The following is a 15051-nucleotide window of genomic DNA, read 5'->3' on the forward strand; positions in this document are numbered from 1 at the left end:
ATCCTGCTAGAAAATCCCGGTGCGGGTCGAGAATAGCACAGGGTTTCGAGTCCGCACCCGGACCCGAAACCTGAGTTATGTGATGGAGATCGACCGAAATCAGGCCGACTTGACCGTTTCGACCGCGCGGCGGTCCAGAACGGCATCGATCAACCCGTATTCCTTGGCCTGTTCGGCGCTCATGAAACGATCACGTTCCATATCACGTTCAATCCTATCGAGCGACTGGCCAGTATGCTGAACATAGATGTCATTCAGCCGGCGACGCAGGTACAGGATTTCCTGGGCTTGGATCTCGATGTCGGTGGCCTGGCCGCGCGCCCCGCCCGAGGGTTGGTGGATCATCACGCGCGAGTTGGGCAGCGAATAGCGCTTGCCCTTGGCACCGGCCATCAACAACAGCGAGGCGGCACTGCAGGCCTGACCCACGCACATGGTACTCACGTCAGGCTTGACGAATTGCATGGTGTCGTAGATCGCCAGGCCAGCGGTGACGGCTCCGCCGGGGCTATTGATGTACAGATGAATGTCCTTGTCGGGATTCTCCGATTCAAGGAACAACATCTGCGCCACCAGCAGGTTGGCTACCTGGTCGTTCACTTCGCCGACCAGGAAGATCACGCGTTCCTTCAGCAGGCGCGAGTAGATGTCATACGAACGTTCGCCGCGAGCGGTTTGCTCGACGACGATCGGCACCAGGTTGAGGTTCTGGATCGGGTCCATGGCCATGCGTGCGGCTCTCCGAAGGTGGGGACTGAATAACGATTCGTATGATCAAGCCAGACTAGCAGGTAGGTAATTCCATCCGCTAGTTAAGCCGACGAAAAACCAGCCGCGAATCCGGCACATCACGTATGTGCTCGATTCGCGGTATCGCGTTCGAATGTGTATCGAACCGAACACGCAGAAAAGTGCAAAAAGGCACCTTTACTGCGTACTGGTGACTCGCCAGGCCTGAACGAATCGTTTCAGGCGCCGACCGGGCGCATTACTTCGTCGAAGCTCAGGTTCTGCACGGTGGTGTTGGCGTGTTCGGCCACCCACTCGGCCACCTGATCTTCCATAACGCGATTCTGCAGCCCAGACATCAACTGGGGATCGCCGTTGTAGAGTTCAATGACCTTCTCCGGCTCCTCATAAGTCGAGGCGATGGCAGCAAGCTGCTCGGCCAGGCGCATACGATCAAGCTTGAGCTCGCTCTTGCGCGCAATCTCGCCCATCAGGAGACCGGCGATGACACGCAGACGCGCAGCCGGTACGGCAGCGTCGATCAACTGCTGCGGGGGTTGCTGACCGCGCGGCACACTGGCAGCCGCCAGGTTGCGTGCTTCGCCCTGCACCATCAAGTTGGGCACATCAAGATCGCTGTGCGACTGCGCCAGTTTCTCTGCCACCTGGGACTTCAAGCGGCCCATCAGGGCGGCCTTGAGTTCACGCTCCAGATTCGCCCGTACTTCCTTGCGGAAGTGCTCCATGTCGCCGTCGTTGATGCCAAACAACGTGATGAATTCGGCGTCAACTTCAGGCAGCTTGGGTTCCTGTACCTTCACGATATTGAAGTTCACCTTGGCCGTCTTGCCGGCAAGCTGCTCGTTGCGGAAGTCGGCCGGGAACTCGATATCGCTTTCGAACGTCTCGCCCGCCTTGCGACCCGTGAGTGCACCATCCAGCGCCTTGAACAAGGTGCCCGAGCCCAGCACGCTGCCGGCGCGCTCCTGACCTTCAACTGGGAAGCGGTAGTCGCCAGCCACGGCGTCGTATTCGAACATCACGAAATCGCCTTCCGCAGACGCGCGCTCGACTTCTTCGAAGCTGCGACGCTGCTGGCGCAGGGTTTCGATCATCTTCTCGACGTCTGCGTCGGTGACTTCCGCCATGGGACGGCTGACTTCCAGCGCAGCCACATCGATTTCGGGGAATTCCGGCATGACCTCGAAGGTGGCCGTGTAGGCGATCTCGCCGTTTTCCGGCCGGCCGGTGGTATCGATGGCGGGGTTGGCGACGGGGCGCAGGTTTTCCTTCTCGAACGCCTCGCGCAACGTGCTGCTGATGAGATCGGAGAGCACCTCACCACGCACCTGCGCGCCGAAGCGCTGTTGGATTACGTTGGTGGGCACCTTGCCCGGGCGGAAGCCTTTCAGCCGTACCGTGCGGCTCATCTCGGCGATGCGCTCGCTGACCTGCGACTCAAAGCGCTCTGCCGGAAATTTGACCGTGAGCTTACGCTCGAGCTTGCCGACGTTTTCAACTGAAAACTGCATGACGTCTCCTGGGGTGTCCTGTAATGGCCCGTACCGGCGCCGAGGCGGCCACGCCGCCCTCAACAATCGGGCTCAAGGTTCGGGTGGTGCGAAAGAAGGGACTCGAACCCTTACGGGGTTACCCGCTGGAACCTAAATCCAGTGCGTCTACCAATTCCGCCACTTTCGCATTGTTCGCCGGATTACAAGCTGCGGATTCTCAAAGACTTTCTTGGGTCAACCCGCGACCTTTGAATGCCTGCCCTGCCGCGACCTGGGCGATGGCAACCTTGCGCCAAAGAGATTCATTTTAAGGTTCTGTGACGGCCCAGCACAAGCAGCGCGCCGGCTGCAATGAACAGTTTGCGCGCCGCAACAAAGTCCTGACTTTTTGACCGTCATTCCAAATACCCGCCACCAGCAATTGACACCCGCATTGCCCGGGGCGCAAGGTGGCCGCGGTTTGTCCAGGGTCGCCCGCTTGCAGGGGATCACCGCCCCCAGGCAAACCTGCGTCCATGTGTGTGTCAACGTTACTGAACCGGCTCGGATTCGGAGCCGTGGCGACATGTGGCTTTTCGAATCCCGCACCTTCGCTGTTCTAACTCTTGCTTCGCAAAAGGAGATAGTTATGCAACAGATTGATGACGTCGTTTCGGGTTGGCTGAGTGGTGATGAAGGCCTGGACAATCCCGCAGGCCCGCTTTACATCGAAGGTGCCGCCGCTACTGAGGCAGCACTGACTGATCCAGGTATCGGCAAGGTGCTCATCTCGGGTGCTACGACGTGCTCGTTCAGCGGCAAGATTTGCGCAAGCAGCTGCGCTTGCTGTTGATGTAACCCTGCCAACGCGCAGCGTCATTTTTATTCGTGCCATGCGCTGCGCGTTGGCAATGTATCGGTTTTCCAGTGCGTGCGGTTTTCTACAGCCACAGCAAGGAACCTGCCTGTGTCGATCGCCACCGAAACGAATGCCACTGACTCCTTCGCCGCCATCATCTCGGGTTTTACTGCGCCTGTCCGTGCCATGTTTTCGGCTCGGCTTGCCGAACTTGCTCCGGCATTGTTACCCGATGAAATCGCACTCATCCGCCACAGCGCCGAGGAAGCACTCAACGCCAACGCCAGTTTCAAACTCAGCCGCGTTTTATTGCTGGAATTGCACGCTGCCAAACGCGCAGGTGAATTGACTGCTCACGACGATGCAGGCCGCTTCGCGCAGTTCGTGGAACAGGCACAGCAACCGGCTTTTCTTGAACATCTCAATCATCGTTATTCCAAGCTGCAAGAACGCCTCTTACGGGCTTTGAATGCGCAACGCAGCGCAATCGAAGCACTGACCACACGATTCGCAGCCGATCGCAGCACACTCGCACAACTGCCAGGTCATCCGCATGGATCACTCATTGCGCTAAGCCTCGGCCAAGGTGATTTGCATGGCGGTGGCCAGTCCGTGGCGAAACTGTCACTGGAAGATGGTGAGGTGATTTACAAGCCCCGTTCGCTGCGTATCGATCACGTGCTGGAAACATTTCTGGCACGCGTCTTTGGCAACGGTCCATACCGTATACGCGTGCCGGAGATTATCGATTGCGGTGATTACGGCTGGGCCGAATTCGTCAGTCATCGCTATTGCAGCGGCGACTCGGAACTATGTGTGTTCTACCGCAACCTTGGCGCTTGGCTGGCGATATTGCGCGTGCTTGGTGGCACCGATATTCATCACGAAAATCTGATTGCCTGCGGCCCCGTACCGGTAGTGATCGATGTTGAAAGCTTGTTCTCGATGATGCCAAAGGCCGCTCCATCAACCTATGGCGATGCATTCGAAGTGGCCGCCGAACTGATCCGCAATTCAGTACTACGTACTGGCATCGTGCCGTATCGTGCACCGGCACTAGGTTTCTTCGGCGTCGACATGTCTGGAGCCGGCGCCCTGTCCGGCGAGCAGCCACAAGTGCACGTGCCAGTGATTGCGCAAGAGGGAACCACGGATGCGCGTCTCGACATTGTCAATGCCGATTTGCTCCCCGCTCAGAATCACCCAAGCCGCGAACCGGACGTTTCCAAGTACTGGAACCATCTCAGCGACGGCTTCCTTGATATAACGGCTCGATTGCGACGCCTGGACGCAAAAGGTGAACTCGCGCCGCTGCTTGCTGATTTCGAGGGTTGCCAGGCACGCGATATTCGCCGCCCCACTCAGGCTTATGTGGAGATCGGGCGCATGCTATGGCATCCGGCCTCGTTGTACGACGAACCCAAGGCCATCGAACGCGCCCGCGATCTGTTGACGCGCAACGCTGCGGTAGTACCGCAGGCACCTGCAAGCGCTGCAGAAATAAACGTTGAGATCGACGACTTGCGTTACGGCGACATACCCATTTTCGCAGCGCCACTGACGCGCACGCGTATTGATGAAGCACTCGCCGACTGGCGAGCCATGCGATTGGAGCTGGAAGAACTCACCATTCGTAGCGCGCTTGTCGCCACTCATCTGAACCTTTCCGAAGACCAACCACAGGACGAGCGAAACGCACGCCGTTACGCCGCGCGCCATCCGCATGCGGAGCACCTCGATCAACGCCGACGCAAACTGGCTGCGGAAGCGGTAGAGCGGCTGCTACGGCTTTCCGTACACGGCAAGGATCACTCGGTCACCTGGATCACACCAGAGATAAATCGAGCCGGCTGGCAAGTGCAACCTTTGGCGACAGATCTGTATTTTGGCCTGACCGGAGTAATCGTCGCGCTGGCCGGCTATCTGCACGAAACCGCTGCAGGCTGCGCCGATGCGGTGCCCGGGGTCGAAGCAACACTGGCAGGTGCATTGCAGACCCTGCGTGCCATGGAGGAGGAAGAAAAACAGGAATTGTCCGGTGGGTTCACTGGCTACGGTGCGCAAATCTGGACATGGCTGAGTTTGCATAGCTTGCAAAAAGAACGAGCGTGCCTGGACCGCGCCGTCCATTTTGCCGAAGCACTGGAGCGCCTGGGCTTCGAGGATGACAAAGCGTTCGACATCCTTGGCGGTGCATCAGGCGCTATTGTGCCGCTACTTGGCCTGGCGGAAGCCACCCAGCATCAGCGCTGGCTCGATCTGGCAGCACGCGCGGCAAATCATCTCGAAGCTACGGCGACCATCGAAGGCGACACCGCATACTGGCCAACCATGCGTACCCCCGATGCGATCGGTGGATTCGCGCACGGCTCAATGGGCATCGCCTGGTCGCTGGCACGGCTTGTGTTGGCAGAAGCAGGCAACCATGCAGACCGTACGCGTTGGAGCGCATTGGCCGAACGTGGCTTCCAACTCCAGCAGAAGCAATACGACGAAACTGTCGGCAACTGGTTCATCACGCAACAAGGCATACGCCGCGAAAGCTTCCATAACTGGTGCTACGGTAGTGTCGGTATCGGCATGGCCGCCGGTGATCTGTACGCTCGCAGCGGCGATTTGAATCATCTGCACACATTGCGCCGCGCCGTCGCCGCTGCGCGGGATAAATGGGGCTCCAGCCACACGCTCTGCCACGGCGATTTCTCGCTCGGGGAATGGCTGGTACGCGCGGCGCAATGGGATCCCGAAGGCTGTGCACTGGACGCCGCGCACCCTGTCGCATGCGTCGTGTCGGCCATCGAAGAACATGGCGGCATCGTTGGCGGCATGGCGCGCGATGCTTTTACGCCCGGCCTTATGACAGGCTTGGCGGGAGCTATTTACAGCCTCAACCGGATGCATCCGGATTGCACGCTGCCCTCCCCGCTCCTGCTTGAGACCAAGGCACCCTGAAGGCCAAGCAGTGCTCTTGGCCTTCTCTCCTTACTTGCCAATCACCTTGGCAAGTCCAGGAACCTTTTTGTCGAAGGATTCATCACCACCGGTCGCACTCAAAACGCCTGACGCGTCATTCCAATGCAATTGGGCTGTGGTGCCCTTACCCGCTTGATAACCGTACGACGTACCGTCGTCGTTATAGAGAGCAAAGTCGTCATCCCTGCCCGGGTAGACACGTATCTCGGTAATGGATTGTTCTGATGCAGTCGACTGGATTTCTGAACCCAGCGGCACGATCGAACCCGCGCGAACAAAGACAGGAATCTGATCGATGGGCGCGTCCACTTTAACCCAGCGTCCGCCCGTCAGCTTTTCGTTGGTCCAGAAGTTGTACCAGTCGCTCCCAGCAGGCAGATAGACGTCTTTTTCTGTCTGACCTTGCTCAGTGACGGGCGCCACCAAAAAGGCCGGACCGAACATGTATTGCGTGCCAATGTTGGCGACATTGGGATCGTTCGGGAAATCCATCCACAACGGGCGCATGAAAGGCGCACCCGTGTCATAGGTTTTCTTGGCCTGACTGTAGATGTAGGGAATCAATCGGTAGCGAAGCTCGTCGTACTTCGCCATGATCGCCTCGGCCTGATGACCAAAGGCCCAGATTTCCGTATGTTTCCTGTCGCCATGCAAGCGCAAGGTAGGCAGAAACGTGCCGTATTCAAACCAGCGCGTGAGTAGCTCCGGATAATCGTTGTTCTGACCCACCACATCGCGCGCATCCGACGGATCGAGTAACGGCGGCCTGGTGGCGTTGGTCGTTTGTGGCAAGTACTGCCAACCGCCGATGTCATTGCCCCAATAGGCAATGCCCGAGGCAGTCATGTTGAGACCTGTAGGAATTTGGCGCTGCAAGGCCTCCCACGTTGGATCGATATCCGAAGACCAGAACAGTGCGCCCGTACGCTGCGATCCCAGATAGGCAGCACGCGAAAGAATCAGCACACGCTTGTTAGGCTTCCATGCACGCATGCCCTGCGCAACGCCTTCCACATGCAACAGCGGAAAGACGTTGTGATAGCGATCGCCAGAACCGATCGAATAGAAGTATCCATCCGGCACCAAATCCGGCTCTGTTTCGTCGAGCCACGGATAATCGAAACCATGCGACAAGATGTTGTCGCGCGCATGCTCCCAGTACCACTTGCGTGCAGCCGGATTGGTCGAGTCAATTAGCGCGCCTGCACGATCCGAACGAAATGGCAGACCATCAACCGTCTTGCCATCCTTGTCCTTCAGGAAATAACCCTTGGCATCGAGCTCTTTGAAATAACGACTGGACCGTTCAAAACGCGGCCAGATCGATATGATCGACTGCATGCCCATGTCGTGAAGCTGCTTGTTCATGCCATCAGGATCAGGAAACTCGGCAGGATTGATATCCATCTGGCCCATGTGCGTCCAGTAGAACCAATCGATGACCATGATATCGAGCGGGTAGTGCTTTTCCCGATACGTATGCGCGACACGCAATACTTCTGCCTGGCTGTCATAGCGCGCCTTCGACTGAATCAGGCCGAAGGCCGCTTTGGGCGGAATCGGCGTCTTGCCGGTCACCCGCGCATAAGCCGAATAGATCTCTTCCGGTGTGTCGCCCGTGATCACAAAGAAACTGACGCGCTCGCCCACCTTCGATTGGAAGCTAGTGCGACCGCGAATGGCTGCCACAAAACGCGTATCGGATGGGTTATCCCAGATGATGCCGTAACCTTTGGACGACACCATGAAGGGCACGCAGACCGTCTCGCCGCTTGGCGCGTCGTACCAATGCTGGCAATCCATGACGCGGCCGCGCAGATCAAGCGGCCCGAGGCTGTCCTGGTTCTGGCCCATGCCGTAATAGTGTTCGTCGGCCGGCGCTGAGAACGTGGCACCCACTTGATAGGTGGCTTCGCCAGCCACTTCATGTGGCGACATGTTCCAATCGATCATGTTGACGATTGTTTCGCCCTTGGCATTCTTCACTTGCAAGCGAACCGGCGCCAGATTCGGTGCAAAGTACCGCTCCATCACTCCTGGCGTATGCGGCGGCGGTGCAGGGTCGACGTGCAAGGTCAAAACCTTGGACGCAAAGGTGTCACCGTCTTGACCACTAGTTTCGTGGAAAGCCGAATTGTCAGCATGGTCGGCGAGAATGCCGTAACCCGGCGCCTTCAGCGCCTCCGATTTGTCGGCGGCAATCGTTACGTGAATGACGTTCGGGCCATAAGCCTCCACACTTACCCACGCACCGTGGCGATCAAGCGTGGTTATCGGCGTGGCATTGGCGACCGTAATCGCCCCTGCAAAGGACAAGGCCAGACTCAGCAATACCATGTTGGATCTACGCACAACATCCCCTTACCGCTAACACTCAGACTTTCCGCGTCGCTAGATGCGCGCGGCCGAATATCGGGGTATTTATCATATAAATCGAGCTTGCCCGTCGCCGTACCAGGTCAAGCGATTAAATTCGCTATTCGGGTTGGGTGATTAAGTAAAAGCGGCGCATGAAGGCAGAAGGCACTTGGCCGACAGATGGCCCGTGGCAACCAGCGAGTCGGTAGCGACCTTTACACCCCTGGCATTGCCCGCCATGTGGTCAGCCAGCGCTGGGATACAGGCAAAGAAAAAGGCACTCAGGGAAAACCCTGAGTGCCTTGTTTAGCTGGTGGGCCGTGTAGGATTCGAACCTACGACCAATTGATTAAGAGTCAACTGCTCTACCAGCTGAGCTAACGGCCCAGAACTGCTTGAAATTGGGGTGGACGATGGGACTCGAACCCACGACAACCGGAATCACAATCCGGTACTCTAACCAACTGAGCTACGCCCACCGTAACCACGAAGCTGGCGCGCCCGACAGGAATCGAACCTGCAACCGTCGGCTTAGAAGGCCGATGCTCTATCCGGTTGAGCTACAGGCGCTTTGACTAAAAGCAGAACACCTGCTGGTCGGGGCAGAGGGATTCGAACCCACGACATCCAGCTCCCAAAGCTGGCGCTCTACCAGGCTGAGCTATACCCCGTTTTTCGAAACCCGGTCGGATTTCGCGACCTGAGCTCTGAAATGCTACGGGTGACACTCTGGCCCGTCAATCCGTATCGAAGCACGCCGGACTTCTTCGTCCGGTTTCATTGCAAACGGTATTCTGCCCGCAATGCAGGCATGACTTGAACCAACATCATGCCTGTTAAATAAATATGGCGCGCCCGGAGAGATTCGAACTCCCGACCACCAAGTTCGTAGCCTGGTACTCTATCCAACTGAGCTACGGGCGCGTGGTTAAACCTTACTTTACCCGGCCACCACCCTAAATTCAGAAGGCACCTGAGCAAGAAGCGGAATTATTCAGGTAGACGACGCGATCGTCAATACTTTTGTGAAGTTTTTTTGAAGCACCGCGTTCATGCGCCAGAAACCTCTCACCACTTCTCGATGATGTCACTCACTCCATGCTGAGCATGAAGTCGTCGGCATCCATCCAGGCTGGAAAGCGTTCGCGGTGCTGCAGTAAGGGAGATGGATCAATCGCCACGGTAACCACCTGCTCCTGCGGGCCGAGCTCAACCAGCGGCTCGCCCACCGAATCGATTACCACGCTGTCTCCGGCATAGGGCAAATCATTGCCATCCACCCCTATGCGGTTCACCCCGATCACGTAGGCAAGGTTTTCGATCGCCCGCGCCCTGAGCAGCGTGCGCCACGGCTGCCGGCGTGGTGCCGGCCAGTTGGCGACGAACAGTGCGAGGTCGTAGTCCATACCGCCTGCTGCCGATTCAAGCCGGCGATTGCGCAGCCATACCGGAAAGCGCAGGTCGTAACAAACCTGCGGCAGGATGCGCCAACCTTTCAGCTCCACGATCAAACGCTCGGAACCGCCGCCATACCGTGTGTGCTCGCCAGCCATGCGGAACAAATGGCGTTTGTCGTACTGCGCATAAGTACCGTCCGGACGTGCCCAGATCAGCCTGTTGTAGACCTTGTCGCCTTCGCGAATGGCAAGGCTGCCCGTAACCACAGCGCCTACCTCACCCGCCAGTGCACGCATCCACGCAACGCCCTCGCCATCCATGCCTTCCGCGCTGGCGCGCGTGTCGTTGCTGAAGCCAGAAAGAAAGGTTTCCGGCAGCACAACAAGATCGCTCTGTCCTGCCACGCGACGCACCAGCGCGCCGTAGTACTCACGGTTAGCGGGTGCATCGTGCCAGCGGGTAGCGCCCTGCACGAGGGATACGTTCAGAGTTTGCATAAACGCTCCGCGGCGGCCTCCATGGTGGCGTCGCTCTTGGCAAAGCACAAACGTACCAATCGCGTGCCAGGCGCCTTTTCGTAAAACGGCGTCAACGGAATGGCAGCCACACCGCCCTCTTTCACCAACCGCTCGCAGAAAGCAACATCATCCTCGTCACGAATGGACGAATAGTCGACCAATTGGAAGTAACCGCCAGGCACATCCAACAGCTTTAAGCGCGACGGTGCCAACAAGTTGCGGAAGCTATCGCGCTTGGCCTGGTAGAAGGCCGGCAGCTCCAGGTAATGCTCCGGCGTGGTGGCCAGGAATTCGGCGAACGCGACTTGCGCTGGATGGAAGGTGCAGAACGTCAGGTACTGATGCACCTTGCGAAATTCCGCGGAGAGCTTCGTTGGCGCCACCGCGTAACCAACTTTCCAGCCGGTGCAGTGATAAGTCTTGCCGAAACTGGAGACCACGATGCTGCGTGCAGCGAGTTCCGGATGGCGAAGCACGCTCTGATGCTCTGCACCGTCGTAAACGATGTGCTCGTACACCTCGTCTGACAGCACCACTATGGACGTATCGCGTACGATCGCCGCCAATTCATCGAGATCCTGCGCCGACAGCACCGCTCCCGAAGGATTGTGCGGGCTGTTGATCAGAATCATGCGCGTACGCGGCGTGATCGCATCGCGCACACGCTGCCAGTCGATCGAAAAGGTCGGCACAGTGAGCGGAATATGCACGGCGCGAGCGCCTTGCAGTTCGATCGCCGGCTCGTAGGAGTCGTACGCTGGATCGAACACGATCACTTCCTCGCCCGCGCGCACCACAGCGGCGATGGCGGCAAACAACGCTTCCGTAGCACCGGATGTCACAGTGATATCGCTATCCGCACTGACTTTATGCCCATAAAGCCGCTCGGTCTTGATCGCGATCTGCTCGCGCAACGCAGCGGTACCGATGCCTGGCGCATATTGGTTGAGACCACCGGCCATGGCGCGACTCACTGCATCGCGCAATGCTTGCGGTGGTTCAAAATCGGGAAAGCCCTGACCCAGATTCACAGCCTTGTGCTGCACGGCCAGGTGACTCATCACGCTGAAAATGGTGGTGCCTACTTTCGGAAGCTTGGTTTCGATGGTCATGGGCGGCAGTATGGAAGGCTAAACGCGAAGACTAACACGGCTCATGCGGAAGGCTGGCCGGGTGACTCCCGCTTTGGCAACTCCCGCTTCGAGCACTCCTCGTGACTGATCCTGGCGGCTTCCGGCAGGCGCTCCGCCAGAAAATCCACCAGCGCGCGCACGCCCGGCATCATGCCGCGACGGCTTGGATAGACGAAATGCATGATGCCTTGTGGCGCGCTCCAGTCGGGCAGCAAGACTTCCAGTTCACCGCTGATGATGGCCGGCGCGCAAACCGATTCCGGCAACAGTGCAACACCAATGCCACCGCGAGCCGCCTCCAACAATACGGCAAAGTCGCCGGTAATCAGGCGCGCTTGAACCTCCACACTGACGCGTTCGCCATTCGCATCGAACAGCTCCCAGATCTGCGCACCTTCATGTTCCTGCATCGATACGGTGGGCAGCCGCGCAAGATCCTCCGGATGCGAGGGACGGCCATATTGCTTGAGTAGACTCGGGCTGGCGACCGGGAACACGCGGGCCTGACCGAAGCTGCGGATGATCATGTTGGCGTCACTGTCGAGCTTCGTGCGCACACGGATGGCAAGGTCAAAACCCTCGCCGATGAGATCCACGCGGCGGTTGCTCGACAGTACCCGCACCTGCAGCTTGGGGTACTTCGCCATGAACTCCGGCAGGATGTAGGCCAGCACTGTTTGCGCAATCGAGATGGGGCAGCTCAGCCTGACCACGCCGCGTGGTTCAGCGCGGAGTTCATCCACCGCTTCCTGGGCTGCGCGCGCCTCTTCCAGTACTGCACGACAATGGCCGTAGAAGCGTTCGCCCACCTCGGTGACGACGAAGCGCCGCGTCGTTCGCTGCAGAAGCCTTACGCCCAGACGATCCTCGAGCTGGGCGATGCGCTTGCTGAGCCTGGATTTAGGCACCCCCAGGGCGCGCCCGGCGGCCGAAAAGCCGCCTTGCTCGACCACGGCGGCGAAGAAGTACAGATCGTTCAGGTCCTGCATGGCACCTGGCAGTGCGTTCATCGTCGTTTCCTTTAGGGAACGATAAGTTCCGAAAGCCCTATCTTATCGGTGGTTTGTTCTAAATCTATCTTTAGTTCCAACGTCGGCACGCCCGACTCGGACCGAGATACCACCATGAAACTTTTGCATCTTGACGCAAGCCCGCTGGGCCAGCACTCCGTCTCGCGCGAACTGACCGCCGCGATCGTCAACCAGCTCGCCGAAGAAAGCCCCTCACTACAGATCACCTACCGCGACCTGAGCTCCCATGCCCTGCCCCATTGGACACCGGTCATGGATGCCGAAAGCGATGCAGCCAAGCTCGGCCAGGCCGTGATGGATGAATTCCTGGAAGCCGACATCGTGGTGATCGGCGCCCCCATGTACAACTTCGGCATTCCGAGCCAGCTCAAGGCCTGGATCGACCGCGTCGCAGTGGCCGGCAAGACGTTCCGCTACACCGAAGCGGGTCCGGAAGGCCTTGCTGGGGGCAAGCGCGTGATCGTCGCGTCCAGCCGTGGTGGCGTGTACAGCAACGGTCCGGCCGCCGGCATGGATTTCCAGGAAAACTACCTGCGCGCGGTGTTTGGCTTCCTCGGCGTCGACGACGTGAAGTTTATTCGCGCTGAAGGCGTGAACATGAGCGCCGAGCACAAGGTGAAGGCCATCGCTTCAGCTCACCACTCCATCAGCTCCCTGGCGACGAAAGCTGCCTGATAGAGCGGCTCCCCCTCCCCCGTGACATTGAGCGCCCTTATGCGGGCGCTCTCTTTTTTACGCACTACACGCGATTTGAAATCGCTAGATGCCGTGTTCCTGCTTAGGCCGAATCACCACTCGACCGAATTGCGCAATCGCAGCACTAGCCATGTGTTCGTTACCAACACCGACATCCACTTGTAGTTGAGCCTCACCATACAACTCAGCCGTGCGCGCAGTCGTATGCAGATAGGGTGAGAGATAGCCGGCCGCATCCGGGTCGTGCTGGAGGTCGTAAGCGATAGGTACGGATGCCAAATAGGGTATCCACATGCCGTAGTAGAACGGTTGTGGTGATGTACCCATAGCCACGGGGCGACCATGGGCAAGCTCGACCAGCGCCTTGCCTGCATTGACCAGGTCGGGCGTCACGCGACGTGCTTCCGACCACTCCCAGGCACGGCGCAAGACATCTGCCGACTTGACCGTCAGTAAAGCAGCCACCGCAACGGCATAAAAGGCCGCTACTCGGCCAAGCCGAACCCCCGATGGTGCACTGATCACCGACCGCAACATCACACCGACCAGCAGCGGCAGGAAATACTCAGAAATCTTGAAGCCGCCGTAGCCAAAACCACGTGCAACCATCACAAGTTGCGCCACCGCAAACGCCACGAGAATTCCGACCAAGAACGATCGATGCCCACGTTCGCCGACTGAGGCCAGCGGCCGCCACGCTATCCCCAGCGCAATCGCCGCAGCGACGAACATCGGCAACCCGGCGTACATGTTGCCACCCAGTTCGGACGCTCCAGCCTGACTGACACCCAGGGTGGTACGAAACACCGCGATCGCACCCCATGCAGCCCACGGCAGCACCACACCTGCGACGATCAGCTCACCGGACATCCACGCAGCCTCACGCACTACTTTGCTGATCGTGCGCGAAGCGATGCCGTCGCAAACCACGGCAAACCCCCTTGCCGCGGCAGCGAACACCAACAGCTCGGGATAACCGGAGAGCAGGCAGCCAATAAACAGTACACCGGAGACAAAGGTGCCGCGCGAGCGAGGAAGCAGTCCCAATGCGACGTAGCCGGTCGCCGCCGGCAGGTTGAAACCATTGGCGAAATTGGAATTAGTGGCCACGTGCAGCAAGGTAGGACCTGCCAGCGCGTAAACCGCAAGCAGTGCCCAATCGCTCGCATGGCGCGCCTTCCATGACACCGGCAAGAACGCCAGCGCTGCCAGACCAGCGAGCATCACGCCCGCGGCTTGCACTGCGTTATAGAGGTACATCGGATCAGTGCCGCGGAGTGCACTCAACCACGCGAGCAACCCTTCCGCGGCTGGACGCGGCTGCATCGCGCCGTCACCGAAATAACTGCGGCTGATGGTGTACACCGGATGCTCCGGCGTGAAATCGGGGGCGCCATAAAACGAGTGAGCGAGCATGTAGCGCGCACTTGACACGTATATGAAGCTGTCAGCATTGCGCGTGCCATCGAACTGAATCGCGTTACTGAACAGGATCGGCACTCCCAACAACACCCCGATCGCCGCCACACCACATAGCAAGCCGGCAAGCCCTCGCCCGTGCTCCGACAGCAGTTCGGCTGCTGCGCTGCGCGTAGAACGCCTTGACCAGGCGATCACCACCCCCGCCGCAAACCCTGCCAGCAACGGCCAGCGGGCCGCACCGATTGGCGCGATCATCTGCACGCCTCGGCAAGCAATCAGTAATAACGATGCGCCGCTGGCACTTGCATAACCCAAGGCGCGTACACCACGCCCAAGTCCGCACCATACGGCGACGGGGTAACCCAGCAGCCAGGCGAACAGAATGGTTACGCAAAATCCGTAGGTATAGTTCCAGATCATCAATCCCTGATTCCGATGGCA

The 15051-nt window shown here is 58.8% G+C and carries 10 protein-coding genes and 6 tRNA genes; 3 read left to right on the top strand and 13 right to left on the bottom strand.

From position 1 onward, the window contains the following. Positions 1-99: 99 nt before the first annotated feature. From clpP to IEX75_RS00905, 3 genes are all read right to left on the bottom strand, one after another. Entirely contained in the window at positions 100-729 is a 630-nt protein-coding gene (gene clpP, locus IEX75_RS00895) for an ATP-dependent Clp endopeptidase proteolytic subunit ClpP (protein ID WP_188792390.1), read from the bottom strand. Positions 730-968: 239 nt separating this feature from the next. After that, positions 969-2261, bottom strand: a complete 1293-nt coding sequence (gene tig, locus IEX75_RS00900; protein WP_188792391.1) for a trigger factor — start codon at positions 2259-2261, stop codon at positions 969-971. Positions 2262-2345: 84 nt separating this feature from the next. Further along, a tRNA-Leu gene (locus tag IEX75_RS00905) sits at positions 2346-2430 on the bottom strand. Positions 2431-2871: 441 nt separating this feature from the next. On the opposite strand from IEX75_RS00905, the gene IEX75_RS00910 reads away from it, so the two are divergent. Beyond that, on the top strand, positions 2872-3075 hold the full coding sequence (locus IEX75_RS00910) for a DUF6229 family protein (protein WP_188792392.1): 204 nt from the start codon (positions 2872-2874) through the stop codon (positions 3073-3075). A gap of 114 nt (positions 3076-3189) precedes the next feature. Further along, positions 3190-6033, top strand: coding sequence for a type 2 lanthipeptide synthetase LanM family protein (locus IEX75_RS00915; RefSeq protein ID WP_188792393.1), 2844 nt, complete (start codon positions 3190-3192; stop codon positions 6031-6033). A 30-nt stretch (positions 6034-6063) separates the two neighbouring features. Here the strand turns inward: IEX75_RS00915 and IEX75_RS00920 are convergent, their stop codons facing one another. From IEX75_RS00920 to IEX75_RS00960, 9 genes are all read right to left on the bottom strand, one after another. Beyond that, complete coding sequence (locus tag IEX75_RS00920) at positions 6064-8406, bottom strand: glycoside hydrolase family 31 protein (protein WP_229720586.1); 2343 nt, start codon at positions 8404-8406, stop codon at positions 6064-6066. Positions 8407-8723: 317 nt separating this feature from the next. Beyond that, a tRNA-Lys gene (locus IEX75_RS00925) sits at positions 8724-8799 on the bottom strand. 15 nt (positions 8800-8814) lie between these two features. Beyond that, positions 8815-8891: transfer RNA gene (locus IEX75_RS00930), tRNA-His, on the bottom strand. A 14-nt stretch (positions 8892-8905) separates the two neighbouring features. Beyond that, positions 8906-8982, bottom strand: a tRNA-Arg gene (locus IEX75_RS00935). Positions 8983-9006: 24 nt separating this feature from the next. Next, positions 9007-9083, bottom strand: a tRNA-Pro gene (locus IEX75_RS00940). A gap of 176 nt (positions 9084-9259) precedes the next feature. Next, positions 9260-9336, bottom strand: a tRNA-Arg gene (locus IEX75_RS00945). Between the two features lie 167 nt (positions 9337-9503). After that, positions 9504-10307: an amidohydrolase gene (locus IEX75_RS00950; RefSeq protein ID WP_188792394.1), complete on the bottom strand. Its 804-nt coding sequence runs from the start codon at positions 10305-10307 to the stop codon at positions 9504-9506. After that, the gene (locus IEX75_RS00955; protein WP_188792395.1) at positions 10295-11440 is read right to left on the bottom strand and encodes a pyridoxal phosphate-dependent aminotransferase; all 1146 of its coding nucleotides are present in this window, start codon (positions 11438-11440) and stop codon (positions 10295-10297) included. Before IEX75_RS00955 ends, IEX75_RS00950 begins: the two co-directional genes overlap by 13 nt. Positions 11441-11481: 41 nt before the next feature. Beyond that, positions 11482-12471, bottom strand: a complete 990-nt coding sequence (locus IEX75_RS00960) for a LysR substrate-binding domain-containing protein (protein WP_188792396.1) — start codon at positions 12469-12471, stop codon at positions 11482-11484. Positions 12472-12585: 114 nt separating this feature from the next. Between IEX75_RS00960 and IEX75_RS00965 the strand changes: the two genes are divergently transcribed. Further along, positions 12586-13167 (top strand): FMN-dependent NADH-azoreductase, encoded by a 582-nt coding sequence (locus IEX75_RS00965; RefSeq protein ID WP_188792397.1) that lies wholly within the window; start codon positions 12586-12588, stop codon positions 13165-13167. An 84-nt stretch (positions 13168-13251) separates the two neighbouring features. On the opposite strand, the gene IEX75_RS00970 is transcribed toward IEX75_RS00965, so the two are convergent. Then, positions 13252-15030: a hypothetical protein gene (locus IEX75_RS00970; RefSeq protein ID WP_188792398.1), complete on the bottom strand. Its 1779-nt coding sequence runs from the start codon at positions 15028-15030 to the stop codon at positions 13252-13254. Between the last annotated feature and the right edge of the window lie 21 nt (positions 15031-15051).

The sequence above is a fragment of the Dyella nitratireducens genome, from assembly GCF_014642835.1.
Classification (GTDB): Bacteria; Pseudomonadota; Gammaproteobacteria; order Xanthomonadales; family Rhodanobacteraceae; genus Dyella_B; species Dyella_B nitratireducens.

Excerpts from the sequence above, each read along its gene's own strand:
- clpP (WP_188792390.1), bottom strand. The coding sequence starts at position 729 with ATGGCCATGGACCCGATCCAGAACCTCAACCTGGTGCCGATCGTCGTC.
- tig (WP_188792391.1), bottom strand. The coding sequence starts at position 2,261 with ATGCAGTTTTCAGTTGAAAACGTCGGCAAGCTCGAGCGTAAGCTCACG.
- IEX75_RS00970 (WP_188792398.1), bottom strand. The coding sequence starts at position 15,030 with ATGATCTGGAACTATACCTACGGATTTTGCGTAACCATTCTGTTCGCC.
- IEX75_RS00965 (WP_188792397.1), top strand. The coding sequence starts at position 12,586 with ATGAAACTTTTGCATCTTGACGCAAGCCCGCTGGGCCAGCACTCCGTC.
- IEX75_RS00955 (WP_188792395.1), bottom strand. The coding sequence starts at position 11,440 with ATGACCATCGAAACCAAGCTTCCGAAAGTAGGCACCACCATTTTCAGC.
- IEX75_RS00960 (WP_188792396.1), bottom strand. The coding sequence starts at position 12,471 with ATGAACGCACTGCCAGGTGCCATGCAGGACCTGAACGATCTGTACTTC.
- IEX75_RS00950 (WP_188792394.1), bottom strand. The coding sequence starts at position 10,307 with ATGCAAACTCTGAACGTATCCCTCGTGCAGGGCGCTACCCGCTGGCAC.
- IEX75_RS00910 (WP_188792392.1), top strand. The coding sequence starts at position 2,872 with ATGCAACAGATTGATGACGTCGTTTCGGGTTGGCTGAGTGGTGATGAA.